We start from the raw sequence: 25587 nt of genomic DNA, 5'->3' as shown, positions 1-25587 counted from the left end.
AATGATTCGCTTTGAACACGTCAGCAAGGCCTATCTCGGCGGGAGACAAGCGCTACAGGGGGTGACATTCCACCTCCAGCCAGGCGAGATGGCATTCCTGACCGGCCATTCCGGCGCGGGGAAAAGTACCCTGCTCAAGCTGATCTGTGGGATCGAGCGGCCAAGCGCCGGGAAAATCTGGTTCAGCGGCCATGAAATTAGCCGTCTTAAGAACCGTGAAGTGCCGTTCCTGCGTCGTCAGATTGGCATGATTTTCCAGGATCACCACCTGCTGATGGATCGCACGGTTTTCGATAACGTCGCGATCCCGCTGATTATTGCTGGCGCCAGTTACGATGATATCCGCCGTCGCGTTTCGGCGGCGCTGGATAAGGTCGGGCTGCTGGACAAAGCGAAGAACTTCCCGATTCAGCTCTCCGGCGGTGAGCAGCAGCGCGTGGGTATCGCCCGCGCGGTAGTGAACAAGCCTGCCGTTTTGCTGGCGGATGAACCGACCGGTAACCTGGACGATGCTCTCTCTGAAGGGATCCTGCGTCTGTTTGAGGAATTTAACCGCGTGGGGGTCACGGTACTGATGGCGACGCACGACATGGGGCTGATCTCCCGCCGTTCGTACCGCATGCTGACCCTGAGCGACGGGCATTTGCACGGAGGCCACGGTGAATAAGCGTGATGCAATGAACCAGATTCGGCAGTTCAGCAACCGGTTTGACCGTTTCCGTAAGCCTCAGGGCGGCGGGGACGGCAATCGCAATGCGCCTAAGCGTGCCAAAGCGGCACCGAAACCGAACTCCCGCAAAACCAACGTCTTTAACGAGCAGGTGCGGTACGCCTTCCAGGGCGCGTTGCAGGATCTGAAAAGCAAACCGCTGGCGACGTTCCTGACGGTGATGGTGATTGCCATCTCCCTGACGCTGCCCAGCGTCTGCTACATGGTTTACAAAAACGTAAACCAGGCGGCGTCCCAGTACTATCCGTCGCCGCAGATCACCGTTTATCTGGATAAAGCCCTCGACGATAACGCGGCGGCTCAGGTGGTGGGGCAGATTCAGGCCGAACAGGGCGTGGAGAAGGTGAACTACCTTTCCCGCGATGAAGCGCTGGGCGAGTTCCGCAACTGGTCCGGATTCGGCGGCGCGCTGGATATGCTTGAAGAGAACCCGCTGCCCGCGGTGGCGGTGGTGATCCCGAAACTCGATTTCCAGGGCACGGATTCGCTCAACACCCTGCGCGACCGCATTACCCGCATTAACGGGATTGATGAAGTGCGCATGGACGACAGCTGGTTTGCCCGTCTTGCTGCCCTGACCGGGCTGGTAGGACGCGTGTCGGCGATGATCGGCGTGCTGATGGTGGCGGCGGTGTTCCTCGTCATCGGTAACAGCGTGCGTCTGAGCATCTTCGCCCGTCGCGATACCATCAACGTGCAGAAACTGATTGGCGCAACGGATGGTTTCATCCTCCGCCCGTTCCTTTACGGCGGCGCGTTATTAGGTTTTTCTGGTGCATTTCTTTCATTGATATTGTCAGAAATTTTGGTGATGCGGCTGTCGTCTGCCGTGACTGAAGTGGCGCAGGTTTTCGGAACTAAGTTTGATATCAGTGGCTTAGGGTTCGATGAGTGCCTGCTGTTGCTGCTGGTGTGCTCCATGATCGGCTGGGTGGCGGCATGGCTGGCAACGGTTCAACATTTACGCCACTTTACTCCCGACTAATAAAAGCGTGATATAATCTTTCCCTGCACCGAGATGTTCGCTTGCAGGGAAAGCGTCCCTGTTGTCTCTTCCCCTGTAATCATCTTCATGTCACATTTTGTGCGTAATTTATTCACTGTTGCACCTGGAACTTGTGGATAAAATCACTGTCTGATAAAAGAGTGAATGCTAATCTCGTTGCTCAAACGCTTTGGCATGGTTGTTGCCTGACGGGGACAACCTGGACCAGAAGAAACATTGAGAGGAATGAATGACCAAAGAAATGCAAACTTTAGCTTTAGCCCCTGTTGGTAACCTGGAATCTTACATCCGGGCTGCGAACACCTGGCCGATGTTAACGGCTGAGGAAGAAAAGGAGCTTGCTGAAAAGCTGCATTACCAGGGCGATCTGGAAGCAGCTAAAACGCTGATCCTGTCTCACCTGCGCTTTGTTGTTCACGTTGCTCGTAATTATGCGGGCTACGGCCTGCCGCAGGCGGACCTGATTCAGGAAGGTAACATTGGCCTGATGAAGGCGGTACGTCGCTTTAACCCGGAAGTGGGTGTGCGACTCGTCTCCTTCGCCGTGCACTGGATCAAAGCGGAAATTCACGAATACGTCCTGCGTAACTGGCGTATTGTGAAAGTCGCCACGACGAAAGCGCAGCGCAAACTGTTCTTCAACCTGCGTAAAACCAAGCAGCGTCTGGGCTGGTTCAATCAGGATGAAGTGGAAATGGTGGCGCGCGAGCTGGGCGTTTCCAGCAAAGACGTCCGCGAGATGGAATCCCGTATGGCCGCCCAGGACATGACGTTTGATATGTCTGCCGACGATGACGCGTCCGACAGCCAGCCGATGGCCCCGGTTCTGTATCTACAGGATAAAACCTCTAACTTTGCTGACGGCATTGAAGAGGATAACTGGGAAGACCAGGCGGCGAACAAGCTGACCTTCGCGATGGAAGGCCTCGACGAGCGTAGCCAGGATATTATTCGTGCCCGCTGGCTGGACGAAGATAACAAGTCCACGTTGCAGGAACTGGCCGACCGCTACGGCGTCTCCGCTGAACGTGTGCGTCAGCTTGAGAAAAACGCCATGAAAAAACTTCGCGCCGCTATCGAAGCGTAATTTCCGCGAAGTACACCTTTAGCCGAAATAGTTCAGGCTGCGGGAAGGCGGCAAACGAGTGAATCCCGATGAGCTTACATCAGTAAGTGATTCGGGTGAACGAGAGCAGCCAACGCACCTGCGGCTTGAAATATGAAGGATAAAAACCCTCGAATGCAAATTCGGGGGTTCTGTTTTTTTAGCGCCCGCTCTGGCGAATTTCTTCCCCCTGGCAAACACTTACTGATGCGCTAAGCAGGCGACTTTCAGAGGGTGACAGGGTGAAAAATAACGAACTGAACGACCGGCGTTTACAGGCGACGCCGCGCGGTATCGGCGTCATGTGTAACTTCTATGCCGATAAAGCCGAAAACGCCACGGTGTGGGACGTGGAAGGTAACGAGTATATTGATTTTGCCGCCGGGATCGCCGTGCTGAATACCGGGCATCGTCATCCTAAAGTTATCGCCGCCATCGAAAAACAGCTTTACGCCTTTACCCATACCGCTTATCAAATCGTCCCCTATGAAGGTTATGTGGCGCTTGCCGAGCGCATCAACCAGCGCGTACCCATAGAGGGGCCAGCCAAAACCGCCTTCTTCTCAACGGGGGCGGAAGCGGTCGAAAACGCGGTGAAAATCGCCCGCGCGTACACCAGACGTCCCGGCCTTATCACCTTCGGCGGCGCGTTCCACGGCCGTACCTTTATGACCATGGCGATGACCGGCAAAGTGGCGCCCTATAAGCTCGGCTTCGGCCCGTTCCCCGGCTCGGTGTACCACGCGCAATTCCCCAACAGCCTGCACGGGGTTAGTACCGCCGAAGCGCTAAAAAGCCTGGAGCGCATCTTCAAAGCCGATATCGCGCCCGATCAGGTGGCGGCAATCATTATTGAACCGGTTCAGGGCGAGGGCGGGTTCAACGTCGCGCCCGCTGATTTTATGCAGGCGCTGCGTGCCCTGTGCGATACCCACGGGATTTTACTGATTGCCGACGAAGTGCAAACCGGCTTCGCCCGTACCGGCAAGCTGTTCTCCATGGAAAACCACTGCGTGAAGCCCGATCTGATCACCATGGCGAAAAGCCTGGCGGGCGGGATGCCGCTCTCTGCCGTCTCTGGCCGGGCGGAGGTGATGGATGCGCCCGCCCCGGGCGGTCTGGGCGGAACCTACGCGGGTAACCCGCTGGCGATTGCGGCGGCCCATGCGGTGCTGGATGTGATTGACGAGGACGATCTCTGCACCCGCGCGGCGCATCTCGGGCATCATCTGGTCGAGGTGCTGAATAAAGCGAAGGATGGCTGTCCGTATATCGCCGATATCCGTGGGCAGGGCTCGATGGTGGCGGTAGAATTTACCGATCCGCAAACCGGACAGCCGTCGCCCGAATTTACCCGTCAGGTTCAGGAGCGCGCGTTGAACGAAGGGCTGCTGCTTTTGAGCTGCGGCGTTTACGGCAACGTTATTCGCTTCCTCTACCCGCTCACCATCCCCGAAGTGCAGTTCCGTAAAGCGCTGGATATTATTTCCGCCTCGCTGACACGATAAAGCCAAAAGCCCGGCTGAAATGACAGTTGGGCTTATCATATTTTCATTTCAAATTAGCTATTCCAAAATCATAAAAATGGGGTATGTTTTAGCAGAGTATGCTGAAAAAGCGCGAACAGCACGCCTATAACCGAAATAAAGCGCTACACAACAACATCACAACAATCGTTATAACCATAATAATGGGGAATCTCAGGATGAACATGAAGGGTAAAGCGTTACTGGCAGGATGTATCGCGTTGGCATTCAGCACTATGGCCCAGGCCGATATTAAAGTGGCCGTGGTGGGCGCGATGTCCGGTCCGGTAGCACAGTACGGCGACCAGGAATTTACCGGCGCGGAACAGGCGGTTGCAGACATTAATGCTAAGGGCGGCATCAAGGGCGAAAAGCTGCAAATCGTAAAATATGACGATGCCTGTGACCCGAAACAGGCGGTCGCGGTGGCGAACAAAGTGGTAAACGACGGGATCAAATACGTTATCGGTCACCTGTGCTCCTCTTCCACCCAGCCCGCGTCTGACATCTACGAAGACGAAGGCATTCTGATGATCACGCCGGCCGCGACGGCGCCAGAGCTGACCGCGCGCGGCTATAAGCTGATCCTGCGTACCACCGGTCTGGACTCCGATCAGGGGCCAACCGCCGCGAAATACATCGTGGAAAAAGTGAAGCCGCAGCGCATCGCGATTGTTCATGACAAACAGCAGTACGGCGAAGGCTTGGCCCGTGCGGTGCAGGATAACCTGAAAAAAGCGAACGCCAACGTGGTGTTCTTTGACGGTATCACCGCCGGTGAGAAAGACTTCTCGACCCTGGTCGCGCGTCTGAAGAAAGAAAATATCGATTTCGTTTACTACGGCGGCTACCACCCGGAAATGGGGCAGATCCTGCGCCAGGCGCGTGCGGCGGGTCTGAAGACGCAGTTCATGGGGCCAGAAGGTGTCGCGAACGTTTCCCTGTCTAATATCGCGGGTGAATCCGCTGAAGGGCTGCTGGTGACCAAGCCGAAGAACTACGACCAGGTGCCTGCGAACAAACCTGTCGTTGACGCCATCAAGGCGAAGAAACAGGATCCAAGCGGTGCGTTCGTCTGGACCACCTACGCAGCGTTGCAGTCTCTGCAAGCGGGCCTGAACCAGTCAGCCGATCCGGCGGAGATTGCCACCTGGCTGAAAGCGAACTCGGTGGAAACCGTGATGGGGCCGCTGTCCTGGGATGAGAAGGGCGACCTGAAGGGCTTTGAGTTCGGCGTGTTTGACTGGCATGCTAACGGTACGGCGACAGACGCAAAATAAACGCAAAAAGGCAACGCAAGTTGCCTTTTTTAATGTTTTCTCCCTCTCCCCGTGGGAGAGGGCCGGGGTGAGGGCATCAGGCCGCTCAGCCCTCTTTTGCCCGGTGGCGCTTCGCTTACCGGGCCTACAATAAGCACCTCGCAGCCGCCACCCGGCTTTCTTTTAGCGCTTCTCCCACCCGTTCGCCTGCGCCGTAAACCCTAACGCCTGCATAAACGCCGCCATCACGCCGCGATCCTCTACGCCCACGTCGGCCATCCACCAGGAGGTTACGCTCGGGTTTTCGCGGATCACCTCTTCAATCAAATACTGCCCGACCCCGCGACGACGGGTCACGTCGCGCACGCGCAGGGAATCCAGCGCCCCTTCCGTGCCGCTCAGCGTTACGCGGACGGCGGCCAGCAGACGTTCATTAAAACGCGCGGCATAGATGCGGTGGTTTTCATCGACGGCCAGCGATGAAGGGGAATATTCCGGCCAGATCTTGCCCAGGTCGATATGATCCTGGTCGCTAAAGGTCACCAGACGCACGATAGTCAGTTTCATTAGCTGATTGTCCAAATCAAAAAGAGTAAGGCCAGTGTACTCAATTTATTTGCTCAGGCGCTTTCTCTTTTTCTTCCCATTTACCAGGTGATTAGTTTTTTGGCAGCGCGATGGGCAGTTTGAAAACACATGGATCGAAAAATAAGCAGAATTTTAACCTGAAGGGTAGTGATTTATTCGGCGCTTTGTACCGTTATTTTATGCTGCCAACTGCGCTTTTATTTGTTTATCTCCGCCTGATTTCAGAATATTATCTTTGCTTAATCGCCTGAAAAATAGAGATTTTAGTCTGGTTTTTGACAAAAAACTGCGCTAAACCATTAAAGGCACTGGTAAAAATAGCGTTGTTCATTAAAAGTACAGAATGCTTTTTAACCATAATAAAACAAAATATAAACACGACATCACGAATGGGGATTCAGAGATGAAAAGGAACGCGAAAACGATAATCGCGGGGATTGTCGCACTGTCGATCTCGCATGCCGCTATGGCAGACGACATTAAAGTTGCGGTAGTGGGGGCGATGTCCGGCCCTGTTGCCCAGTGGGGTGACATGGAGTTCAACGGCGCGCGTCAGGCCATTAAAGATATCAACGCCAAAGGCGGCATCAAAGGCGACAAGCTGGTAGGCGTGGAGTATGACGACGCCTGCGATCCAAAACAGGCCGTCGCGGTCGCCAACAAAATCGTTAACGACGGTATCCAGTACGTCATCGGGCACCTGTGTTCCTCCTCCACGCAGCCCGCATCTGATATCTACGAAGACGAAGGCATTCTGATGATCACCCCGGGCGCCACCAACCCGGAACTGACCCAGCGCGGCTACCAGCACATCATGCGTACCGCCGGTCTGGACTCTTCTCAGGGGCCAACCGCCGCCAAATACATCCTCGAAACCGTTAAGCCGCAGCGTATCGCCATCATCCATGACAAGCAGCAGTACGGCGAAGGCCTGGCGCGTTCCGTGCAGGACGGACTGAAAAAAGGCGGGGCGAACATCGTCTTCTTCGACGGCATTACCGCTGGTGAGAAAGACTTCTCCGCGCTGATCGCCCGCCTGCAAAAAGAGAATATCGACTTCGTTTACTACGGCGGCTACTACCCGGAAATGGGGCAGATGCTGCGCCAGGCACGCGCTACCGGCCTGAAAACCCAGTTTATGGGGCCAGAGGGCGTCGGTAATGCCTCCCTGTCGAACATCGCGGGCGATTCTGCCGAAGGCATGCTGGTGACGATGCCAAAACGCTATGACCAGGATCCGGCGAATAAGGCTATCGTGGATGCGCTCAAGGCGCAGAAGAAAGATCCGAGTGGTCCGTACGTCTGGATCACCTATGCCGCCGTGCAGTCTCTGGCAACGGCCATGGATCGTACCGGCAGTAAAGAGCCGCTGGATCTGGTGAAAGATTTAAAAGCGCACGGGGCGAACACCGTGATTGGGCCGCTGAACTGGGATGAGAAAGGCGATCTGAAGGGATTTGAGTTTGGTGTCTTTAAGTGGCACGCCGACGGGTCTTCCTCGGTCGCCAGATAATCATCCCACCGCCCGGCTCACCGGGCGGGTATAAAAAGGTTTGCATATGTCCGAGCAGTTTCTCTACTTTTTGCAGCAGATGTTTAACGGCGTCACGCTGGGAAGCACCTACGCGCTGATCGCCATCGGCTACACGATGGTTTACGGCATTATCGGCATGATCAACTTCGCCCACGGCGAGGTGTACATGATCGGTAGCTACGTCTCCTTTATGATCATCGCCGCGCTGATGATGATGGGCATCGACAGCAGCTGGCTGCTGGTGGCCGCCGGGTTTGTCGGCGCGATTGTGATCGCCAGCGCCTACGGCTGGAGTATCGAACGGGTAGCCTACCGGCCGGTGCGCAGCTCCAAGCGCCTGATCGCGCTGATCTCCGCCATCGGTATGTCCATTTTCCTGCAAAACTACGTCAGCCTGACCGAAGGTTCACGCGACGTGGCGCTGCCAAGCCTGTTTAACGGCCAGTGGATTGTGGGGGCCAGCGAAAACTTCTCCGCCTCTGTCACCACCATGCAGCTGGTTATCTGGGTTGTGACCTTTATTGCCATGCTGGCCCTGACCCTGTTCATCCGCTACTCCCGCATGGGACGCGCCTGCCGCGCCTGCGCGGAAGATCTGAAGATGGCGAGCCTGCTCGGGATTAACACCGACCGCGTGATTGCCCTGACCTTCGTGATCGGCGCGGCGATGGCGGCGGTGGCTGGCGTGTTGCTCGGCCAGTTCTACGGCGTAATCAACCCGTACATCGGCTTTATGGCCGGGATGAAAGCCTTCACCGCGGCGGTACTGGGCGGCATTGGCAGCATTCCGGGCGCGATGATCGGCGGCCTGATCCTGGGCGTGGCCGAAGCGCTCTCTTCGGCGTACCTGAGCACCGAATATAAAGATGTGGTGTCGTTTGCCCTGCTGATTCTGGTTCTGCTGGTCATGCCTACCGGTATTCTGGGCCGTCCGGAGGTAGAGAAAGTATGAAACCGATGCATTTTGCGATGGCGCTGCTCTCTGCCGCCATGTTCTTCGTCCTGGCGGGCGTCTTTATGGGCGTCCAGTTAGGACTGGACGGCACGAAGCTGGTGGTGGATACCGCTCCCGACATCCGCTGGCAGTGGGTGTTTATCGGCACCGCGGTGGTGTTCCTGTTCCAGCTGCTGCGTCCGCTGTTCCAGAAGACGCTGAAAAACGTCTCCGGGCCGAAATTCGTCCTGCCGGCGATCGACGGTACAACGGTGAAACAGAAGCTGTTCCTTGTGGCGCTGCTGGTGGCTGCCGTGGCGTGGCCGTTTATGGTATCGCGCGGGACGGTGGATATTGCCACCCTGACCATGATCTACGTGATCCTCGGTCTCGGCCTGAACGTGGTGGTGGGATTGTCAGGCCTGCTGGTGCTGGGCTACGGCGGCTTCTACGCCATCGGCGCCTATACCTTCGCGCTGCTGAACCACTATTACGGCCTCGGCTTCTGGACCTGTCTGCCGCTGGCGGGGCTGGTCTCCGCCGCCGCGGGCTTCCTGCTCGGCTTCCCGGTGCTGCGCCTGCGCGGTGACTACCTGGCGATTGTGACCTTAGGCTTCGGCGAAATCGTCCGTATCCTGCTGCTCAACAATACCGAAGTGACCGGCGGTCCGAACGGCATCAGCCAGATCCCGAAACCGACCTTCTTCGGCCTGGAGTTCAGCCGTACCGCCCGCGAAGGCGGCTGGGATACCTTCAGCAACTTCTTTGGCATCAAATACGATCCGTCCGACCGCGTGATCTGGCTCTATCTGGTGGCGCTGCTGCTGGTGGTGATTACCCTGTTTGTGATCAACCGTCTGCTGCGCATGCCGCTGGGCCGCGCGTGGGAAGCGCTGCGTGAAGATGAGATCGCCTGCCGCTCCCTCGGCCTGAACCCGACCCGCATCAAGCTGACCGCGTTTACCATCAGCGCCGCGTTTGCCGGTTTCGCCGGGACGCTGTTTGCCGCACGTCAGGGCTTCGTCAGCCCGGAATCGTTCACCTTTGCCGAATCCGCCTTTGTGCTGGCGATTGTGGTGCTCGGCGGAATGGGCTCGCAGTTCGCCGTGATCCTCGCGGCTATCCTGCTGGTGGTCTCCCGCGAGCTGATGCGCGACTTTAACGAATACAGCATGTTAATGCTGGGTGGTTTGATGGTGCTGATGATGATCTGGCGTCCGCAGGGTCTGCTGCCGATGACCCGTCCACAGCTGAAGCTGAAACGCACACAGGCGAAAGGAGAGCAGGCATGAAGCCTTTATTATCCGTTAACGGCCTGATGATGCGCTTTGGCGGCCTGCTGGCGGTCAACAATGTGAATCTGGATCTGCACAAGAAAGAGATTGTCTCCCTGATTGGCCCGAACGGCGCGGGAAAAACCACGGTCTTTAACTGTTTGACCGGCTTCTACAAGCCGACGGGCGGCACCATCATGCTGCGCGACCAGCACCTTGAAGGGCTGCCGGGCCAGCAGATTGCCCGCATGGGCGTGGTGCGCACCTTCCAGCACGTGCGTCTGTTCCGCGAGATGACGGTGATTGAGAACCTGCTGGTGGCACAGCATCAGCAGCTGAAAACCGGGCTGTTCTCCGGCCTGCTGAAAACCCCGGCCTTTCGCCGCACGCAGGAGGAGGCGCTCGACCGCGCCGCGACCTGGCTCGACCGTATCGGCCTGCTCCAGCACGCCAACCGCCAGGCGAGCAACCTCGCTTACGGGGATCAGCGTCGCCTTGAGATCGTGCGCTGCATGGTGACCCAGCCGGAGATCCTGATGCTCGACGAACCAGCGGCAGGTCTCAATCCGAAAGAGACCAAAGAGCTGGACGAGCTGATTGCCGAGCTGCGCGACCATCACGACACCACCATCCTGCTGATTGAGCATGACATGAAGCTGGTGATGGGCATTTCGGACCGTATCTACGTGGTAAACCAGGGCACGCCGCTGGCAAACGGCACGCCGGAAGAGATCCGCAACAACCCGGACGTGATCCGCGCATACCTTGGTGAGGCATAAGATGGAAAAAGCGATGTTAACGTTCGACAAGGTCAACGCGCACTACGGCAAGATCCAGGCGCTGCACGACGTCAGCCTGCACATCAATCAGGGCGAAATCGTCACCCTGATTGGCGCCAACGGCGCGGGTAAAACCACGCTGCTCGGCACCCTGTGCGGCGACCCGCGCGCCACCAGCGGGCGGATTGTGTTTGACGGCAAAGATATTACCGACTGGCAGACGGCTAAGATCATGCGTGAAGCGGTGGCGATTGTCCCGGAAGGGCGCCGCGTATTCTCCCGCATGACGGTGGAAGAGAACCTGGCGATGGGCGGTTTCTTCGCCCATCGGGATGAATTCCAGACCCGCATCAAGGGGGTGTACGAACTCTTCCCGCGCCTGTGGGAGCGTCGTATTCAGCGAGCGGGCACCATGTCCGGCGGCGAGCAGCAGATGCTGGCGATTGGCCGCGCGCTGATGAGCCAGCCGCGCCTGCTGCTGCTGGACGAGCCGTCGCTTGGTCTTGCGCCGATCATTATCCAGCAGATCTTCGACACCATCGAGCAGTTGCGTAAAGAGGGGATGACCATCTTCCTCGTCGAGCAGAACGCCAACCAGGCGCTGAAGCTCGCCGACCGTGGCTACGTGCTGGAGAACGGGCGCGTGGTGCTCTCCGATACCGGCGATGCGCTGCTGGCGAACGAAGCGGTGCGGAGCGCGTACCTGGGCGGCTGAGCCGTCTGTATTGCCCGGTGGCGCTTACGCTTACCGGGCCTACGGATACCATGTAGGCCGGGTAAGGCGCAGCCGCCACCCGGCTTTTTTCATATTAACCCCCTTCACACAACCATCATCCCCCTGACGCCTGGCTGTCACTTATCTGTAAACAAACAGTTATTTTTCTGTCATTCGAGCATGTCATGTTACCTCGCGAGCATAAAACGCGTGATATCGCGCATCCGGCACAATAAGAGAGATGACAATGACATCGTTACGACACACAGCTTTGGGTCTGGCACTGGGTCTGGCTTTTGCGACGAACGCAATGGCTGTGACCACCATTCCGTTCTGGCATTCCATGGAAGGGGAGTTGGGTAAAGAGGTTGACTCCCTGGCGCAGCGTTTCAACGACACCCACCCGGATTACAAAATTGTGCCGGTGTACAAAGGCAACTACGAGCAGAGCCTGAGCGCGGGCATCGCCGCCTTCCGTACCGGTAACGCGCCTGCGCTGTTACAGGTTTATGAAGTGGGCACCGCCACCATGATGGCCTCCAAAGCCATCAAGCCGGTCTATGAAGTGTTCAAAGAAGCAGGTATTAACTTCGATGAATCCCAGTTCGTACCGACCGTCTCCGGTTATTACACCGATTCCAGAACCGGGCACCTGCTGTCCCAGCCGTTTAACAGCTCCACGCCGGTGCTGTACTACAACAAAGACGCCTTCAAAAAAGCCGGTTTAGATCCGGAGCAGCCGCCAAAAACCTGGCAGGATCTGGCGGAGTACACCGCGAAGCTGAAAGCGGCGGGGATGAAGTGCGGCTACGCCAGCGGCTGGCAGGGCTGGATCCAGATTGAAAACTTCAGCGCCTGGCACGGGCTGCCGGTTGCCACCCAAAATAACGGCTTCGACGGTACCGACGCGGTGCTGGAGTTCAACAAGCCGGAGCAGGTGAAGCACATCGCGCTGCTGGAAGCACTCAACAAGAAGGGCGACTTCAGCTACTTCGGGCGTAAAGACGAATCCACCGAGAAGTTCTACAACGGCGACTGTGCCATTACCACCGCCTCGTCCGGCTCGCTGGCGGATATACGTCACTATGCCAAATTCAACTACGGCGTGGGCATGATGCCGTACGACGCCGACGTGAAGGGCGCGCCGCAAAACGCCATCATCGGCGGGGCGAGCCTGTGGGTGATGCAGGGTAAAGACAACGGCACCTACAAAGGCGTGGCCGAGTTCCTCGACTTCCTGGCGAAGCCGGAAAACGCCGCCGAGTGGCACCAGAAGACCGGCTATCTGCCGATCACCAAAGCCGCGTACGACCTGACCCGCGAGCAGGGCTTCTACAGCAAGAACCCGGGCGCAGACATCGCGACGCGCCAGATGCTGAACAAGCCGCCGTTGCCGTTCACCAAAGGCCTGCGTCTGGGCAACATGCCGCAGATCCGCACCATCGTCGATGAAGAGCTGGAAAGCGTGTGGACCGGTAAGAAAACGCCACAGCAGGCGCTGGACTCTGCGGTAGAGCGCGGGAATCAGCTGCTGCGCCGCTTTGAGCAGTCGACCAAATCGTAAAAAAATGCCCGGTGGCGCTGCGCTTACCGGGCCTACGACGTGCCCCATGTAGGCCGGGTAAGGCGTAGCCGCCACCCGGCAATGTTCAGGAACCTAATCTCAATGTCCTCATCCCGTCCGGTGTTCCGTTCCCGCTGGCTGCCGTACCTTTTGGTCGCACCGCAGCTGGTCATCACCGTTATCTTCTTTATCTGGCCTGCGGGCGAAGCGCTGTGGTACTCGGTACAAAGCGTCGATCCGTTCGGGCTTTCCAGCCAGTTTGTCGGGCTGGACAACTTTACCGCGCTGTTCCACGACAGCTACTACCTGGACTCCTTCTGGACGACGATCAAATTCAGTGCGCTGGTCACCGTGAGCGGTCTTGTCGCGTCGCTGTTTTTCTCCGCGCTGGTGGATTACGTGGTGCGCGGCAGCCGTCTGTATCAGACCCTGATGCTGCTGCCCTACGCCGTGGCTCCTGCCGTGGCCGCCGTGCTGTGGATCTTCCTGTTTAACCCAGGGCGCGGGCTGATTACCCACTTCCTGGGCGAGTTTGGCTACGACTGGAACCACGCTCAGAACAGCGGTCAGGCGATGTTCCTGGTGGTGTTCGCCTCGGTGTGGAAGCAGATCAGCTATAACTTCCTGTTTTTCTTTGCCGCGCTACAGTCTATCCCGCGTTCGCTGGTGGAGGCCGCCGCCATCGACGGTGCAGGGCCGGTGCGCCGCTTCTTCCGCCTGTCGCTGCCGCTGATCGCCCCGGTGAGTTTCTTCCTGCTGGTGGTTAACCTCGTGTACGCCTTCTTCGACACCTTCCCGGTGATTGACGCCGCCACCGCGGGCGGCCCGGTGCAGGCGACCACCACGCTGATCTACAAGATCTACCGCGAAGGCTTTGCGGGGTTGGATCTCTCCGCTTCTGCCGCGCAGTCGGTGGTGCTGATGTTCCTCGTCATCATCCTCACGGTGGTGCAGTTCCGCTATGTCGAAAGTAAGGTGCGCTACCAATGATTGAGAACCGTCGCGGGCTGACGATTTTCAGCCATACCATGCTGATTTTAGGGATTATCGTCATCCTGTTCCCGCTTTACGTGGCCTTCGTCGCCGCCACGCTGGACACCAAAGCGGTGTTCGACACCCCGATGACGCTGATCCCGGGCGGACACCTTTTCGAAAACATGAAGACCATCTGGACCCAGGGCGTGGGCGCCAACAGCGCGCCGTTCTGGCTGATGATGCTCAACAGCTTCATCATGGCGTTTGGCATTACGGTCGGCAAAATTACGGTGTCGATGCTCTCAGCGTTCGCCATCGTCTGGTTCCGATTTCCGCTGCGTAACCTGTTTTTCTGGATGATTTTCATCACCCTGATGCTGCCGGTTGAGGTGCGTATCTTCCCGACGGTGGAGGTGATCGCCAACCTGAAGATGCTCGACAGCTACGCGGGCTTAACCCTGCCGCTGATGGCCTCGGCGACCGCCACCTTCCTGTTCCGCCAGTTCTTTATGACCCTGCCGGATGAGCTGATTGAAGCCGCGCGCATCGACGGGGCCTCGCCGATGCGCTTCTTCCGCGACATCGTGCTGCCGCTGTCGAAAACCAACCTCGCGGCGCTGTTTGTGATCACCTTTATCTACGGCTGGAACCAGTACCTGTGGCCGCTGCTGATCGTTCAGGACGTCAACCTCGGCACCGCCGTGGCAGGCATCAAAGGCATGATCGCCACCGGCGAAGGCACCACCCTCTGGAACCAGGTGATGGCGGCGATGCTGCTCACCCTTATCCCACCCGTAGTCATTGTTTTAGCCATGCAGCGCGCGTTTGTCCGCGGCCTGGTCGATAGCGAGAAATAAGATGGCAGGTTTAAAATTACAGGCAGTAACCAAAAGCTGGGACGGTAAAACCCAGGTCATTCAGCCGCTGACGCTTGACGTGGCGGACGGGGAATTTATCGTCATGGTCGGCCCATCCGGCTGCGGAAAATCCACCCTGCTGCGTATGGTGGCCGGGCTGGAGCGCGTAACGTCCGGGGATATCTGGATTGACCGCCAGCGCGTCACCGAGATGGAACCCAAAGATCGCGGCATCGCGATGGTATTCCAGAACTATGCCCTCTATCCGCACATGAGTGTGGAAGAGAACATGGCCTGGGGGCTGAAAATTCGCGGTATGGGCAAAGGTCATATCGACGAGCGCGTAAAAGAAGCCGCGCGCATTCTGGAACTTGACGGCCTGCTTAAGCGCCGCCCGCGCGAGCTTTCCGGCGGCCAGCGTCAGCGCGTGGCGATGGGGCGCGCCATCGTGCGCGATCCGGCGGTATTCCTGTTCGACGAACCGCTGTCAAACCTCGACGCCAAACTGCGCGTGCAGATGCGCCTTGAGCTACAGCAGCTGCATCGCCGCCTGAAAACCACGTCCCTCTATGTGACCCACGATCAGGTTGAAGCCATGACCCTCGCCCAGCGCGTGATGGTGATGAACAAAGGCATCGCCGAGCAGATTGGCACCCCGGTGGAGGTCTACGAAAAACCGGCCAGCCGTTTTGTGGCGAGCTTTATCGGCAGCCCGGCGATGAACCTGCTGGACGGGCGGATCAATACGGCGGGAACCCACTTCGAGCTGGAAAGCGGGATGGCGTTGCCGATCAACTGGTACTATCGTGGCTACGCCGGGCGTAAGATGACGCTCGGTATCCGCCCGGAGCATATTGGTTTGACGTCTCAGGCGGACGGCGGCGTGCCGCTGGTGATGGACACGCTGGAGATGCTGGGCGCAGACAACCTGGCGCACGGACGCTGGGGCGAGCAAAAGCTGGTGGTGCGCCTGCCGCATCAGGAGCGCCCGAAGGCAGGCAGCACGCTGTGGCTGCATATGCCGGAAAATCACCTGCACTTATTTGACGGTGAAACAGGACAACGAGTATGAGCAACTGGCCTTACCCCCACATCGTCGCCCACCGTGGCGGCGGTAAACTGGCGCCGGAAAACACCCTGGCGGCAATTGACGTTGGCGCGCGCTACGGCCACACGATGATCGAGTTCGACGCCAAGCTGTCCAAGGACGGCGAAATTTTCCTGCTGCATGACGACAATCTCGAACGCACCAGCAACGGCTGGGGCGTGGCGGGAGAACTGCCGTGGCGTGACCTGCTGAAGGTGGACGCGGGAAGCTGGTTCAGCGGCGAATTTAAAGGCGAGCCGCTGCCGCTGCTGGCGGAAGTGGCGGACCGCTGTCGTCAACACGGCATGATGGCCAACATCGAAATCAAACCGACCACCGGCACCGGGCCGCTGACGGGTAAAGTAATTGCCCTTGCCGCGCGCGAGCTGTGGGAAGGGATGACCCCGCCGCTGTTATCATCGTTTGACATCGACGCGCTGGAAGCCGCACAGGCCGCCGTTCCGGAGTTGCCGCGCGGGCTGCTGCTGGATGCGTGGCGAGAAGACTGGCGCGCGCTGACGACCCGCTTAGGCTGCGTGTCGATCCACCTCAACCATAAGCTGCTGGATGAAGCGCGCGTGACGCTGTTGAAGGAGGCCGGTCTGCATATCCTGGTGTATACCGTCAACAAACCCCAGCGTGCAGCCGAGCTGCTGCGCTGGGGCGTGGACAGCATCTGTACTGATGCGATTGACCAGATCGGGCCGAACTTTATTTATTAAGCATACTGCCGTTCTGCTGGGTCGGCAGCATGTGCTGCTGACCGCTGCTTTGCGATACCCCGCCTCCTAACATCCCACCGTTTGAGTTTGGCAGCGGCTGTTCAAGCATCTGGCCCTGCTGCACGCGCTGGGTGTTGGTATTCATCTGGTTTTGCAAGTGCTGCTGCTGCACCTGGGTCTGCGTTTTTAACTGCTGATTGAGCATCCCTTTCTGCTGCTGTTGCTGGCTCATCATCTCCGTCTGCATACGCTGCTGGCTCGGAATGACGTAGCCCGGCTGGTTCGGGTTGTTCAGGGTGTTGATTGGCTGTGCGAGCGCGGCGAACGGAAGCAGCGCGGTCAGGATCAGTAATCGTTTCATGGTTATCTCCTCCTTTGAGGCTTCTCTTAAGTTTACCCTGATTCCGGCATAACGATGATTTTTTAAGAGTTGTGAACCAGGCTTAAGCGGGGAATATGGGCCCCTTCACCTGGAGAACTATAATGATGAAACCAACCTTTTTGCGCTGGGTCGCCATCGCTGCGCTGATGGCAGGCGGCACATTTACCGTGGCGGCCAACCCGCCCGCCGCTCCTCCGGTCTCTTACGGCGTGGAGGAGGATGTTTTTCACCCCGTGCGGGCGACGCACGGCATGGTGGCCTCGGTTGACGCGCTGGCAACGCAGGTGGGCGTCGATATTCTTAAGCAGGGCGGTAACGCGGTGGATGCGGCGGTCGCGGTGGGATATGCGCTGGCGGTGACGCATCCACAGGCGGGGAACCTGGGCGGCGGCGGGTTTATGATGCTGCGCACCAAAGACGGTAAAACCACGGCCATCGACTTCCGTGAGATGGCGCCGAACCAGGCTTCCCGCGATATGTTCCTCGACGATCAGGGCAATCCGGACAGTAAAAAGTCTCTGACCTCGCACCTTGCCTCCGGCACGCCGGGCACCGTTGCGGGCTTCTCGCTGGCGCTGGAAAAATACGGCACGCTGCCGCTGAATAAAGTGGTGCAGCCTGCCATCAAGCTGGCGCGCGACGGCTTCGTCGTCAACGACGCGCTGGCGGACGACCTCAAAACCTACGGCAGCGAAGTTATTCCCAATCATGAGAACAGCAAGGCTATCTTCTGGAAAGACGGCGAGCCGCTGAAAAAGGGCGATAAGCTGGTGCAGAAGAACCTCGCAAAAAGTCTCGAACTGATTGCAGAAAACGGTCCGGACGCCTTCTATAAGGGGCCGATTGCCGATCAGATTGCCGATGAGATGCAGAAGAACGGCGGGCTGATCACCAAAGCGGATCTGGCGGAATATAAGGCGGTGGAGCGCGAGCCGATCAGCGGCACCTATCGCGGCTACGAGGTCTTCTCCATGCCGCCGCCGTCCTCCGGGGGCATTCACATCGTGCAGATCCTCAATATTCTGGAAAACTTCGATATGCACAAGTTCGGCTTCGGTAGCGCCGATGCCATGCAGGTGATGGCGGAGGCGGAGAAGCGCGCCTACGCTGACCGCTCGGAATACCTTGGCGATCCGGACTTCGTGAAGGTGCCGTGGCAGGCGCTGACCAACAAAGCCTATGCCAAATCGATTGCCGACGAGATCGACATCAATAAGGCTAAGCCGTCGAGCGAGATCCGCCCGGGCAAGCTGGCGCCGTATGAAAGTAACCAGACCACCCACTTCTCGGTGGTAGATAAAGACGGTAACGCGGTGGCGGTGACGTACACGCTTAACACCACTTTCGGCACCGGGATTGTGGCGGGCAACAGCGGCATTTTGCTGAACAACGAGATGGATGACTTCTCTGCCAAACCGGGCGTGCCGAACGTCTACGGCCTGGTCGGCGGCGATGCGAATGCGGTCGGGCCGAAGAAGCGCCCGCTGTCGTCCATGTCGCCCACCATCGTGGTGAAAGACGGCAAAACCTGGCTGGTGACCGGCAGCCCTGGCGGGAGCCGGATTATCACAACCGTGCTGCAAATGGTGGTGAACAGTATCGACTTTGGGATGAACGTCGCTGAAGCGACCAATGCGCCGCGTTTCCACCACCAGTGGCTGCCGGACGAGCTGCGCGTGGAGAAGGGCTTTAGCCCGGACACCCTCAAGCTGCTTGAGCAGCGCGGGCAGAAGGTGGCGGTGAAGGAGGCGATGGGCAGCACCCAGAGCATTATGGTCGGGCCGGACGGGGCGCTGTTTGGCGCATCGGACCCGCGTTCGGTGGATGATTTAACGGCGGGGTATTGATTTTTTTGCCCGGTGGCGCTGCGCTTACCGGGCCTGGAACGGCACGAACGTAGGCCGGGTAAGGCGAAGCCGCCACCCGGCAACAAACTACTTCATACGCGCCATATAATACGCATCCACATACTCGCCGTTGCGCAGGGCGTAGCGCCTGCCGGTGCCTTCAATCTCAAACCCGTGCTTTTTGTACACCGCGATTGCCGGTTCGTTATCCACAAACACCGTTAACTCGATGCGGTCGACGCGCAGCCAGTTGTCGCACATATCGATCATGGTGCGAATCAGTGCGCTGGCCACGCCGCGGTTATGCCACTGCGCGCCAACGCAGATACCGAAATCTGCAACGTGGCTGCGGCGTGGTCGCTGGGCGACATCAATGGTGAGGTGGCCGACCACGATATCATCAATGCAGGCAACCAGCTGTTTAATGCCCGGCTGCTCGCCTAGCCGCATTTGCCACATTTCCATTGAAGGATGAGGAACCTGTAGCGTGCTGTGGTACACCTCCGGCTGGGCGTGGATCTGACGAATGGCGTCGTAATCTTTCGGTTCAGCGTGGCGTATCACTATCTCACTCATTCCTTGTTCCTCAGTCAGTTAAAAGTCCCCTCCAACATCAGTGACTTTAAAAGTTGAGTCAATCGCTATTTTTTGCAAAAAGTGTTGGACAAGTGCGAATGAGAATGATTATTATTGCTCTGCATTCAGGAAGACCTCCTACGGGAACCTGAAAGCACGACATTGCTCACATTGCTTCCAGTATTACTTTAGCCAGCTTCTCGCTGGCTTTTTTTTTGCCCTTTTTCTCCCTCTCCCTGTGGGAGAGGGCTGGGGTGAGGGCAAAACATGCGCTATGGTAAAACTCAGTAACCTTCCAAAAGGACTGAGCCATGACACTACATTGTGCATTTATTGGATTTGGCAAAAGCACCACGCGTTACCACCTTCCGTATGTTCTTAACCGAAAAGAGACCTGGCACGTGGCCCATATCTATCGCCGCCGCGCGAAGCCAGAAGAGCAGTCTCCGCAGTATTCCCATATTCATTTCACCAGCGATCTTGATGAGGTGCTTAACGACCCGCAGGTGAAGCTGGTGGTGGTCTGTACCCACGCCGACAGCCACTTTGACTACGCGAAACGCGCGCTGGAAGCAGGTAAAAACGTGCTGGTGGAAAAGCCGTTCACCCCGACCATCGCCGAAGCGAAGGAGCTGTTCGCGCTGGCGAAAAGCAAAGGGCTGACCGTCACGCCGTACCAGAACCGTCGCTTTGACAGCTGCTTCCTGACGGCAAAAAAGGCAATTGAAAGCGGCAAACTCGGCGAGATCGTGGAAATCGAAAGCCACTTCGATTACTACCGCCCGGTGGCGGAAACCCAGCCCGGACTGCCGCAGGACGGATCTTTCTACGGTCTCGGTGTGCACACCATGGACCAGATCATCTCCTTGTTTGGCCGCCCGGACCACGTGGCGTATGACATCCGCAGCCTGCGCAATAAGGCCAACCCGGACGATACCTTTGAAGCGCAGCTGTTCTACGGCGACCTGAAAGCCATCGTAAAAACCAGCCATCTGGTGAAAATCGACTACCCGAAATTTATCGTTCACGGCAAGAAAGGCTCCTTTATCAAGTACGGTATTGACCAACAGGAGACCAGCCTGAAGGTCAATATCATGCCGGGTGAACCGGGCTTTGCGGCAGATGATTCCGTGGGCGTGCTGGAGTACGTGAACGACGAGGGCCTGACGGTCAGGGAAGAGCTGAAGCCGGAAACGGGCGACTATGGACGCGTCTACGATGCGCTGTATGACACCCTCGCCACCGGCGCGCCGAATTATGTCAAGGAATCTGACGTTCTGACCAACCTGGAAATCCTTGAACGGGCCTTTGAGCAGGCTTCTCCTGCCACGGTAACCCTCGCAAAATAAGCAAAAATGGCTCCTCTGCGCTTGTTCTAAATTTTTGAACAGAGGAGTCAATTTTCACCCTCTATGATCCCAGGGCGTTTGCGTCCACACTTACTCCATCGAAACGAACTGAGGGTGAAAACAATGATCTACTTACGCAAAGCAAACGAACGTGGTCACGCGAATCATGGCTGGCTGGACTCATGGCATTCATTCTCGTTTGCCGACTACTACGACCCGAACTTTATGGGCTTCTCCGCACTGCGCGTGATTAACGACGACGTGATTGATGCAGGCCAGGGCTTCGGTACCCACCCGCACAAAGACATGGAAATCCTGACCTATGTGCTGGAAGGGGCGGTTGAGCACCAGGACAGCATGGGCAACAAAGAGCAGGTTCCGGCGGGCGAGTTCCAGATTATGAGCGCGGGTACCGGGGTGCGTCACTCTGAGTACAACCCGAGCAAAACGGAAAAACTGCACCTGTATCAAATCTGGATCATTCCAGAAGAGACCGGCATCACGCCACGCTACGAGCAGCGCCGCTTCGACGCGAAACAGGGCAAACAGCTGGTGCTGTCCCCGGATGCGCGTGAAGGTTCCCTGAAAGTGCATCAGGATATGGAGCTGTACCGCTGGGCGCTGGCGAAAGATGAACAGTCTGTACACCAGATTGCCGCTAACCGCCGCGTGTGGATCCAGGTGGTGAAAGGTGAAGTGTCCATCAACGGCACCAAAGCGACAACCGCCGATGGCCTGGCAGTCTGGGATGAGCAGGCGCTCTCCGTGCATGCCGACAGCGAAAGTGAAATTCTGCTGTTTGACCTGCCGCCGGTCTAAATAATTTCTCAACCTTCCCTTTAAACGGGGAAGGTTGAGCTTTGTCCGTGATAAACTGAGCATATCTCTCACTTCAAGATTTCTCAGGACGATGAAAAAGAAACGCCCCGTACTTCAGGATGTCGCCGATCGCGTCGGTGTGACCAAAATGACGGTCAGCCGTTTTTTACGTAACCCGGAACAGGTTTCCGTGGCGTTGCGTGGCAAGATTGCCGCCGCCCTTGATGAACTGGGTTATATCCCCAACCGCGCGCCCGATATTCTCTCCAATGCGACCAGCCGTGCGGTGGGCGTCCTGCTTCCTTCCTTAACCAACCAGGTATTCGCCGAAGTGCTGCGTGGCATTGAAAGCGTCACCGATGCGTTTGGCTATCAGACCATGCTCGCCCACTACGGGTACAAGCCGGAACTGGAAGAGGAACGTCTTGAATCGATGCTTTCCTGGAACATCGACGGCCTGATTTTAACGGAACGTACTCACACCCCGCGCACGCTGAAAATGATTGAAGTGGCAGGCATTCCGGTGGTGGAACTGATGGACAGCCAGTCGCCGTGCCTCGACATCGCCGTGGGGTTCGATAACTTTGAAGCGGCGCGTCAGATGACGGCGGCGATCATCGCCCGCGGTCATCGCCATGTGGCCTATCTGGGTGCGCGTCTGGATGAACGTACTATCATCAAACAGAAGGGATACGAGCAGGCGATGCTCGACGCCGGTTTAACCCCGTACAGCGTGATGGTGGAGCAATCTTCTTCTTACACGTCGGGTATTGAGCTGATGCGTCAGGCGCGACGCGAGTATCCGCAACTGGACGGTATTTTCTGCACCAACGATGACCTTGCGGTCGGCGCCGCGTTTGAGTGCCAGCGTCTGGGTTTAAAAATCCCGGATGATATGGCGATTGCCGGCTTCCACGGCCACGACATTGGCCAGGTGATGGAGCCGCGTCTGGCGAGCGTCCTGACCCCGCGTGAACGCATGGGCCGCATTGGCGCAGAGCGCCTGCTGGCGCGCATTCGTGGTGAGGCAGTTACCCCGAAAATGTTAGATTTAGGTTTCACCTTGTCACCGGGTGGATCTATTTAATCCGACAAATTTGAAGTAGCTCACACTTATTCACTTCGCGCACGTTTGGATATTGCTTCTCTTATGCCCCGGCAGGACAATGTTACCGATAACTGTTACCCGTAACAATTGACTGAGGGACACCCTTTGAGCACGACTAATCACGATCACCACGTTTACGTCCTGATGGGCGTGTCCGGTAGCGGTAAATCTGCCGTGGCGAGCGAAGTGGCGCATCAACTCCAGGCTGCCTTTCTTGATGGTGACTTCCTCCATCCGCGCAGCAACATCATGAAAATGGCTTCCGGCGAGCCGCTGAACGACGACGACCGCAAACCATGGTTGCAGGCGCTGAATGACGCCGCGTTCGCGATGCAGCGCACCAATAAAGTCTCCCTGATCGTCTGTTCCGCACTGAAAAAAACCTATCGCGACCTGCTGCGCGACGGCAACCCGAACCTCTCTTTCATCTACCTGAAAGGTGATTTCGGGGTGATTGAAAGCCGCCTGAAGGCGCGTAAAGGCCACTTCTTCAAAACCCAGATGCTGGTAACGCAGTTCGAAGCGTTGCAGGAGCCGGGAGCTGACGAACAGGATGTCTTAGTGGTTGATATCGATCAGCCGCTGGAAGGTGTTGTTGCCAGCACCATCGAGGTTATTAATAAAAGGCAGTAAGTTTTGAGTACATTAACGCTAGTTTTGACAGCAGTGGGTTCCGTATTGCTGCTGCTGTTTTTAGTGATGAAGGCGCGTATGCACGCCTTTGTGGCTTTGATGGTGGTTTCTATTGGTGCCGGTCTCTTTTCCGGCATGCCGCTCGACAAAATCGCGGCGACTATGGAAAAAGGGATGGGCGGCACGCTCGGCTTCTTGGCCATTGTGGTGGCGCTGGGCGCGATGTTTGGCAAGATTTTGCACGAGACGGGCGCGGTCGATCAGATTGCGGTCAAGATGCTGAAATCCTTCGGGCACAGCCGTGCGCACTACGCGATTGGTCTGGCCGGTCTGATTTGCGCGCTGCCGCTGTTCTTTGAAGTGGCCGTTGTGCTGCTGATTAGCGTGGCGTTCTCCATGGCGCGGCATACTGGTACCAACCTCGTGAAGCTGGTCATTCCGCTGTTTGCGGGCGTGGCGGCTGCGGCGGCGTTCCTGCTGCCGGGGCCTGCGCCGATGCTGCTGGCCTCCCAGATGCATGCTGACTTTGGCTGGATGATCCTGATTGGCCTGTGCGCGGCAATTCCGGGGATGATTATCGCCGGTCCGCTGTGGGGCAACTTCATCAGCCGTTACGTTGAGCTGCACATTCCGGATGACATCTCCGAGCCGCACCTGGGCGAGGGAAAAATGCCGTCCTTCGGCTTCAGCCTGTCGCTGATCCTGCTGCCGCTGGTGCTGGTGGGCCTGAAAACCATCGCTGCGCGCTTTGTGCCGGTGGGGTCAACCGCTTACGAATGGTTCGAATTTATTGGTCATCCGTTCACCGCGATCCTGGTGGCGTGTTTGGTAGCAATTTACGGCCTGGCGATGCGTCAGGGCATGCCGAAAGACCGCGTGATGGAGATCTGCGGCGCCGCGCTGCAACCGGCGGGGATTATCCTGCTGGTGATCGGGGCGGGCGGCGTGTTCAAGCAGGTGCTGGTGGATTCCGGCGTTGGCCCGGCGCTGGGCGAAGCGCTGACCGGGATGGGGCTGCCGATTGCAGTCACCTGTTTCGTGCTGGCCGCGGCGGTACGTATCATTCAGGGCTCCGCGACCGTAGCGTGCTTAACCGCCGTGGGTCTGGTGATGCCGGTGATTGAACAGCTGAACTACTCCGGTGCGCAGATGGCGGCGCTCTCTATCTGTATCGCGGGTGGCTCGATTGTGGTTTCTCACGTGAACGACGCGGGCTTCTGGCTGTTCGGTAAATTTACCGGCGCAACCGAAGCGCAAACCCTGAAAACCTGGACGCTGATGGAAACCATCCTCGGCACGACGGGTGCGGTTGTCGGGATGATTGCGTTTACGCTGCTGAGCTAATCCCTGTTTTCTCCCTCTCCCTGTGGGAGAGGGTTGGGGTGAGGGCATCAGGCCGCAGAGGGCATATTTTGTCGGGTGGCGGCTTCGCCTTACCCGACCTACAAAAACCTCAGGTCCCGTAGGCCGGGTAAGCATAAGCGCCACCCGGCTTTTTTACATCTTCACCCTTTCATCCACGCCCGGATCCCGTCCAGGAACATCTGCGTCGCCATCATCACCAGAATCAGCCCCATCAGGCGCTCCAGGGCGTTTACCCCTTTCTCACCCAGCAGGCGCAGGAACAGCGACGACTGCAACAGGATAATAAATGTCCCGCCCCAGGCGATCAGCAGGGCAATCACCAGATGGCTCATCTGATTTGGATACTGATGCGACAGCAGCATCAGCGTCGCCAGAATCGTTGGCCCGGCGACCAGCGGAATCGCCAGCGGCACGATAAACGGCTCTTCACCCGCAGGCAGGCCGCTGCTGCTGCCCTCCGCGCTCGGGAAAATCATCTTAATGGCAATCAGGAACAAAATTATCCCGCCGGAAATGGAGACCGTTTCGGCGCGTAAGTTCAGGAAAGCGAGGATTTTTTCCCCGGCGAACAGGAAGATAAACATCACCAGCAGGGCGATGAGCAGCTCGCGGATCATGATCGCCCGGCGGCGCTTCGGCTCGGTATGCTTCAGCACCGACATGAAGATCGGCAGATTACCGAGCGGATCCATAATCAGGATCAATAAAACCGCTGCGGAAATGATTTCACTCATCTTAAATTATCCCTGATACTTATTGTGGTCATTGCGATGATTAGCACTTTTTCTGATTGCCGGGCAATCATCGATTAATTTCGCTTGCGACTTTGGCAGCATTTTGTAATGTGAAGCAT

The 25587-nt window shown here is 57.5% G+C and carries 25 protein-coding genes; 21 read left to right on the top strand and 4 right to left on the bottom strand.

Annotation, left to right across the window (positions count from 1 at the left end; translation table 11 throughout):
- The first annotated feature begins 1 nt into the window (after position 1).
- From ftsE to livJ, 5 genes are all read left to right on the top strand, one after another.
- On the top strand, positions 2-667 hold the full coding sequence (gene ftsE / locus ACOTWU_RS16385; protein ID WP_006812284.1) for a cell division ATP-binding protein FtsE: 666 nt from the start codon (positions 2-4) through the stop codon (positions 665-667).
- Positions 660-1715, top strand: coding sequence for a permease-like cell division protein FtsX (ftsX, locus tag ACOTWU_RS16380; protein WP_017384126.1), 1056 nt, complete (start codon positions 660-662; stop codon positions 1713-1715). The genes ftsE and ftsX overlap by 8 nt, the downstream gene beginning before the upstream one ends.
- 250 nt (positions 1716-1965) lie before the next feature.
- Complete coding sequence (rpoH, locus tag ACOTWU_RS16375) at positions 1966-2823, top strand: RNA polymerase sigma factor RpoH (protein ID WP_000159624.1); 858 nt, start codon at positions 1966-1968, stop codon at positions 2821-2823.
- Between the two features lie 260 nt (positions 2824-3083).
- A complete protein-coding gene (locus tag ACOTWU_RS16370) occupies positions 3084-4349 on the top strand; it encodes a 4-aminobutyrate--2-oxoglutarate transaminase (RefSeq protein ID WP_126499070.1) in 1266 nt (421 codons plus the stop codon).
- 197 nt (positions 4350-4546) lie between these two features.
- The gene (gene livJ / locus ACOTWU_RS16365; RefSeq protein ID WP_015571474.1) at positions 4547-5647 is read left to right on the top strand and encodes a branched chain amino acid ABC transporter substrate-binding protein LivJ; all 1101 of its coding nucleotides are present in this window, start codon (positions 4547-4549) and stop codon (positions 5645-5647) included.
- A 162-nt stretch (positions 5648-5809) separates the two neighbouring features.
- Here the strand turns inward: livJ and panM are convergent, their stop codons facing one another.
- Positions 5810-6193 carry an aspartate 1-decarboxylase autocleavage activator PanM gene (panM, locus tag ACOTWU_RS16360; protein ID WP_003861532.1) on the bottom strand — a complete coding sequence of 128 codons (384 nt, stop codon included), beginning with the start codon at positions 6191-6193 and terminating at the stop codon, positions 5810-5812.
- Positions 6194-6617: 424 nt separating this feature from the next.
- Here panM and livK point away from each other — a divergent pair, with 424 nt between their 5' ends.
- From livK to ugpQ, 10 genes are all read left to right on the top strand, one after another.
- Positions 6618-7727 (top strand): high-affinity branched-chain amino acid ABC transporter substrate-binding protein LivK, encoded by a 1110-nt coding sequence (gene livK, locus ACOTWU_RS16355; protein WP_126499071.1) that lies wholly within the window; start codon positions 6618-6620, stop codon positions 7725-7727.
- A 46-nt stretch (positions 7728-7773) separates the two neighbouring features.
- The gene (livH, locus tag ACOTWU_RS16350) at positions 7774-8700 is read left to right on the top strand and encodes a high-affinity branched-chain amino acid ABC transporter permease LivH (protein WP_003861540.1); all 927 of its coding nucleotides are present in this window, start codon (positions 7774-7776) and stop codon (positions 8698-8700) included.
- Entirely contained in the window at positions 8697-9974 is a 1278-nt protein-coding gene (locus ACOTWU_RS16345) for a high-affinity branched-chain amino acid ABC transporter permease LivM (protein WP_003861542.1), read from the top strand. Before livH ends, ACOTWU_RS16345 begins: the two co-directional genes overlap by 4 nt.
- On the top strand, positions 9971-10735 hold the full coding sequence (gene livG, locus ACOTWU_RS16340; RefSeq protein ID WP_003861544.1) for a high-affinity branched-chain amino acid ABC transporter ATP-binding protein LivG: 765 nt from the start codon (positions 9971-9973) through the stop codon (positions 10733-10735). The genes ACOTWU_RS16345 and livG overlap by 4 nt, the downstream gene beginning before the upstream one ends.
- Position 10736: 1 nt before the next feature.
- Positions 10737-11450, top strand: coding sequence for a high-affinity branched-chain amino acid ABC transporter ATP-binding protein LivF (livF, locus tag ACOTWU_RS16335; protein ID WP_126499072.1), 714 nt, complete (start codon positions 10737-10739; stop codon positions 11448-11450).
- Between the two features lie 247 nt (positions 11451-11697).
- Positions 11698-13014 (top strand): sn-glycerol-3-phosphate ABC transporter substrate-binding protein UgpB, encoded by a 1317-nt coding sequence (gene ugpB / locus ACOTWU_RS16330; RefSeq protein WP_045333883.1) that lies wholly within the window; start codon positions 11698-11700, stop codon positions 13012-13014.
- 102 nt (positions 13015-13116) lie between these two features.
- On the top strand, positions 13117-14004 hold the full coding sequence (ugpA, locus tag ACOTWU_RS16325) for a sn-glycerol-3-phosphate ABC transporter permease UgpA (RefSeq protein ID WP_049132956.1): 888 nt from the start codon (positions 13117-13119) through the stop codon (positions 14002-14004).
- A complete protein-coding gene (gene ugpE / locus ACOTWU_RS16320; protein ID WP_015571468.1) occupies positions 14001-14846 on the top strand; it encodes a sn-glycerol-3-phosphate ABC transporter permease UgpE in 846 nt (281 codons plus the stop codon). Before ugpA ends, ugpE begins: the two co-directional genes overlap by 4 nt.
- A 1-nt stretch (position 14847) precedes the next feature.
- Positions 14848-15918, top strand: coding sequence for a sn-glycerol-3-phosphate import ATP-binding protein UgpC (locus ACOTWU_RS16315; RefSeq protein WP_015571467.1), 1071 nt, complete (start codon positions 14848-14850; stop codon positions 15916-15918).
- Positions 15915-16655 carry a glycerophosphodiester phosphodiesterase gene (ugpQ, locus tag ACOTWU_RS16310; protein WP_103269754.1) on the top strand — a complete coding sequence of 247 codons (741 nt, stop codon included), beginning with the start codon at positions 15915-15917 and terminating at the stop codon, positions 16653-16655. The genes ACOTWU_RS16315 and ugpQ overlap by 4 nt, the downstream gene beginning before the upstream one ends.
- Here ugpQ and ACOTWU_RS16305 read toward each other — a convergent pair.
- Positions 16645-17016 (bottom strand): DUF2756 family protein, encoded by a 372-nt coding sequence (locus ACOTWU_RS16305; protein ID WP_015571465.1) that lies wholly within the window; start codon positions 17014-17016, stop codon positions 16645-16647. The genes ugpQ and ACOTWU_RS16305 overlap by 11 nt on opposite strands.
- Positions 17017-17138: 122 nt before the next feature.
- On the opposite strand from ACOTWU_RS16305, the gene ggt reads away from it, so the two are divergent.
- The gene (ggt, locus tag ACOTWU_RS16300) at positions 17139-18884 is read left to right on the top strand and encodes a gamma-glutamyltransferase (RefSeq protein ID WP_072134592.1); all 1746 of its coding nucleotides are present in this window, start codon (positions 17139-17141) and stop codon (positions 18882-18884) included.
- Between the two features lie 87 nt (positions 18885-18971).
- Here ggt and yhhY read toward each other — a convergent pair whose 3' ends face one another.
- On the bottom strand, positions 18972-19460 hold the full coding sequence (gene yhhY, locus ACOTWU_RS16295) for an N-acetyltransferase (RefSeq protein ID WP_220719716.1): 489 nt from the start codon (positions 19458-19460) through the stop codon (positions 18972-18974).
- Positions 19461-19771: 311 nt separating this feature from the next.
- On the opposite strand from yhhY, the gene ACOTWU_RS16290 reads away from it, so the two are divergent.
- The 5 genes from ACOTWU_RS16290 to gntU all read left to right on the top strand — a co-directional run bounded on the left by ACOTWU_RS16290 (position 19772) and on the right by gntU (position 24713).
- A complete protein-coding gene (locus tag ACOTWU_RS16290; protein WP_220719715.1) occupies positions 19772-20809 on the top strand; it encodes an oxidoreductase in 1038 nt (345 codons plus the stop codon).
- A 123-nt stretch (positions 20810-20932) separates the two neighbouring features.
- Positions 20933-21628: a pirin family protein gene (locus tag ACOTWU_RS16285; protein ID WP_003861565.1), complete on the top strand. Its 696-nt coding sequence runs from the start codon at positions 20933-20935 to the stop codon at positions 21626-21628.
- Between the two features lie 91 nt (positions 21629-21719).
- Positions 21720-22715, top strand: a complete 996-nt coding sequence (gene gntR, locus ACOTWU_RS16280; protein WP_003861567.1) for a gluconate operon transcriptional repressor GntR — start codon at positions 21720-21722, stop codon at positions 22713-22715.
- Positions 22716-22841: 126 nt separating this feature from the next.
- Complete coding sequence (gntK, locus tag ACOTWU_RS16275) at positions 22842-23369, top strand: gluconokinase (protein WP_003861569.1); 528 nt, start codon at positions 22842-22844, stop codon at positions 23367-23369.
- A 3-nt stretch (positions 23370-23372) separates the two neighbouring features.
- Positions 23373-24713, top strand: a complete 1341-nt coding sequence (gene gntU / locus ACOTWU_RS16270; RefSeq protein ID WP_017693851.1) for a gluconate transporter — start codon at positions 23373-23375, stop codon at positions 24711-24713.
- A gap of 161 nt (positions 24714-24874) precedes the next feature.
- Here the strand turns inward: gntU and yhgN are convergent, their stop codons facing one another.
- Complete coding sequence (yhgN, locus tag ACOTWU_RS16265) at positions 24875-25468, bottom strand: NAAT family transporter YhgN (protein ID WP_003861574.1); 594 nt, start codon at positions 25466-25468, stop codon at positions 24875-24877.
- Positions 25469-25587 lie beyond the last annotated feature (119 nt).

The organism is Enterobacter cloacae complex sp. GYL001 (assembly GCF_049237125.1).
Taxonomy (GTDB): domain Bacteria; phylum Pseudomonadota; class Gammaproteobacteria; order Enterobacterales; family Enterobacteriaceae; genus Enterobacter; species Enterobacter hormaechei_C.
This window is presented reverse-complemented; position numbering and strand designations above follow the sequence as displayed.